This window comes from Alteromonas gracilis (genome assembly GCF_043642145.1).
GTDB lineage: Bacteria > Pseudomonadota > Gammaproteobacteria > Enterobacterales > Alteromonadaceae > Alteromonas > Alteromonas gracilis_B.
Genome location: NZ_JBHZRZ010000031.1, coordinates 1 through 2,142 on the forward strand (window position 1 = coordinate 1; position 2,142 = coordinate 2,142).

Genomic DNA, 2,142 nt, shown 5'->3' on the forward strand with positions numbered 1-2,142 from the left:
TCGCTGGGACGCATACACGCGGGGCGGCTTCGCCATTATGCCCCACATGTCTGCGCCCGTTATTGGAAAGTTATGTGCCTAAGGAAGGTCATGCTCAAACTGTTAAACCCAAATATTGAACCAGAGTTAAAAGCATACTGTCAAAAATGGCTTTATCACCTGTCTCTGAATGATTTTGACCAAGCTATTAATTTGGTAACCGTCCCTAACAATTACGGTACTCGCTGGGGTGAAAAGGAGATAAGAAATGCTGTTTTTGACTATTATGGAAGCGAATCAGAATTTAAAATCGAGAATACCGATATAGCTTTTTGCACCCCGGAATTCATGGAATGTAATAACGGTAGTTACCTTTTTGGTTTTTATTTCCCTGTTAATGGTGAAATCACTGACTTAACCGTGGAGTTCGAGTTTTCTCTAGTCAATAACAATGAGTTTAGTGCCACCATAAATGACATTCACGTTTTGTAGTAAAAGGCACATAACAAAAAAATTAAGTCACTCACTTCGTTCGTTGGGACGCATACACGTGGGCTGCTTCGCATTCTAGCCCTCGCGTCTGCGCCCCTTATTTAAAAGTTATATTGCAGGAGTAACATGGAAAGTCGGCTCGTAGTTTCATCAATATGGGAAGATGAATCTTTATTTGAAATCTCTATATTCGGTAGTAATGGGCAGTTCTCTGGTCAAGCAAATTGCTATACAAATAGAGAGGAGATTAACCATCTGGGAAGGCTTCTTGAGAAGTTTCCTAGAACCACAAAAGATGAGATCAAGTTTAAAAGCCGTTCTACCCCTGATCTTTCTTATTTTTCTATTCATGCTTTCTGTACAGACAATTCTGGCCATACAATGTTTGCTGTTACTATTGCTCACATCGAATCTTTCACAAATGCCAGAAACGAAAACTATAAAGTAAACTTTGATATGAAAGTCGAGCCTCAAGCAGTTTGTAACTTTGGTATACAGCTTCAGCGCCTAGCGGTTAACCCGCTTGGTAAAACAAGGGCGGTATTAAAAAATGCAATATAACAAAAAAATCAAGCACGCCCGCTGCGCGGGCTGGGACGCAAACATGTGGGCTGCTCACTTCGTTCGGATTTTAGCCCACACGTCTGCGCCCCTTATTTAAAAGTTAGGCGTCATTTACTTACAGCATTTAAAAGTGGGTTCAACCGTGACATTCCAGCATCAAGGTTGTTTCGCTAGGTTGCCTTGGCGGCTAGCTTTCTCGGTTTTTTAAGCAACTTTAGCAACGCGGTTTTTATCTACACAGCAACGCCAACATTCAACATCACCACTCTTCTAAACTCGCTCTTTTATTCAGCAATGCCCTTAACATCTGGCATTTCGCACAGGGTTGTTTTATCTTAAATTCAATTGTTTAAACACGCGGTCTATTTGGCTAGTGGTGGCAGCAAAGCTGCGTACGTTCCTTTGTACGCCTAACAAAACGCTGTTGGCACTCCCTCCGGTCGCTGGGACGCTAACACGTGGGCTGGCTCGCTTCGCTCGGATTTTAGCCCACGTGCTAGCGCCCCAAAGCTTAGCGTTATATGCCAGAGAAGTTATGAACGACGATAAAATTGCAGAACTAAAACTTCAGCGTGCAGTTGAACACTTCAAGTCAGTAATTCAAATGGCAGAGCTTGCTTTGAAAAGCTCAATTATGATTAATGGCGGCGCAGCGGTAGCATTGTTAACATTCGTTGGCAATTCGAAAGCAGAGGATAAAACTTTCTTGGTTTACTCTCTTTTTGCGTTTTCTCTAGGTGTACTGTTTGGTGCAATAAGTGCACTGTTAGCGTACCTAGCTCAAAATCATTTTATGGAACAGATAAATAACAACGAATCGCCAAGCGACAATCAAGCCCATAAAAAATCAGCTATCGGAGCTATTTCATTGTCATATCTTGCATTTTTCATTGGTATTTTATTAGCCTCGCAAGGTGTTAGTAACTAATGGCATATAACAAAAAAATTAAGTCACTCACTTCGTTCGCTGGGACGCATACATGCGGGGCGGCTTCGCCATTATGCCCCACTTGTATGCGCCCCTTATTTAAAAGTTAGGCCCAAATTTGACCTTTGGCGGTTGTTTGTCATATACATGACGTAGCCGTTGCTTCAACTAAAATGGAA

Annotated in this window: 3 protein-coding genes; all 3 read left to right on the forward strand. The window is 42.1% G+C overall.

The annotated features are described in order from the left end of the window. Positions 1-471: hypothetical protein (locus tag ACHUFN_RS20130; protein ID WP_394224512.1), on the forward strand; the 471-nt coding region annotated here is incomplete at its 5' end. A gap of 126 nt (positions 472-597) precedes the next feature. After that, entirely contained in the window at positions 598-1,032 is a 435-nt protein-coding gene (locus tag ACHUFN_RS20135) for a hypothetical protein (protein WP_394224513.1), read from the forward strand. Positions 1,033-1,570: 538 nt separating this feature from the next. After that, the gene (locus tag ACHUFN_RS20140) at positions 1,571-1,963 is read left to right on the forward strand and encodes a hypothetical protein (RefSeq protein ID WP_394224514.1); all 393 of its coding nucleotides are present in this window, start codon (positions 1,571-1,573) and stop codon (positions 1,961-1,963) included. Positions 1,964-2,142 lie beyond the last annotated feature (179 nt).

Bases quoted from the DNA above. Each gene is read 5' to 3' on its own strand.
- ACHUFN_RS20135 (WP_394224513.1), top strand. From the start codon at position 598: ATGGAAAGTCGGCTCGTAGTTTCATCAATATGGGAAGATGAATCTTTA.
- ACHUFN_RS20140 (WP_394224514.1), top strand. From the start codon at position 1,571: ATGAACGACGATAAAATTGCAGAACTAAAACTTCAGCGTGCAGTTGAA.